This is a genomic window from Frankia sp. Hr75.2 (assembly GCF_949319125.1).
Lineage (GTDB): Bacteria > Actinomycetota > Actinomycetes > Frankiales > Frankiaceae > Parafrankia > Parafrankia soli.
On record NZ_CASGGV010000237.1, the window covers coordinates 1 to 452 of the forward strand.

1 protein-coding gene is annotated in these 452 nt (G+C 68.8%); it reads right to left on the reverse strand.

From position 1 onward, the window contains the following. The coding region (locus AC559T_RS17140) for a hypothetical protein (RefSeq protein WP_498869384.1) at positions 1-436 on the reverse strand (436 nt) is incomplete at its 3' end. Positions 437-452: the final 16 nt, after the last annotated feature.

Sequence of the window (452 nt, forward strand, 5' to 3'; positions counted from 1 at the left end):
ACACCTGTGTTTTTTGGGGGACGGTGGCGGGGTCGGTGGGGGTGTCACGGGTGAGGTACTGGGGGACGGGGGCGCTGTCGTCGCCGGTGTCGCGGACCAGCCCGTAGCGGACCCAGCCGGCGGCCTCGGGGTCGGCCGGGGGTGGTGTGGTGATGTCCGCGGTGACCTGGGCCCAGGTCTTCGGGGTGGCTGTGATGTTGTAGTCGGCGCCGCGTTCGTTGTTGTGGAGGATGACTTCGCCGTCGAGGTAGAAGAACTCGTTCTGCCACATCTGCTGGGCGCCCTCGGGGAGGACGACGTAGCCGCGGTCGGGTTCACCCATCCAGGTGTCGGTGTCGGGCTGGTCGTTGGGCTTGGGGTCGTCCATCCGCCGCAGCCCGCCGGACGCGACGTGGAACAGTTTGCCGCGCAGTCCGGTCCAGGTCGGCATCACCATCGAACCCGCCCGGTTG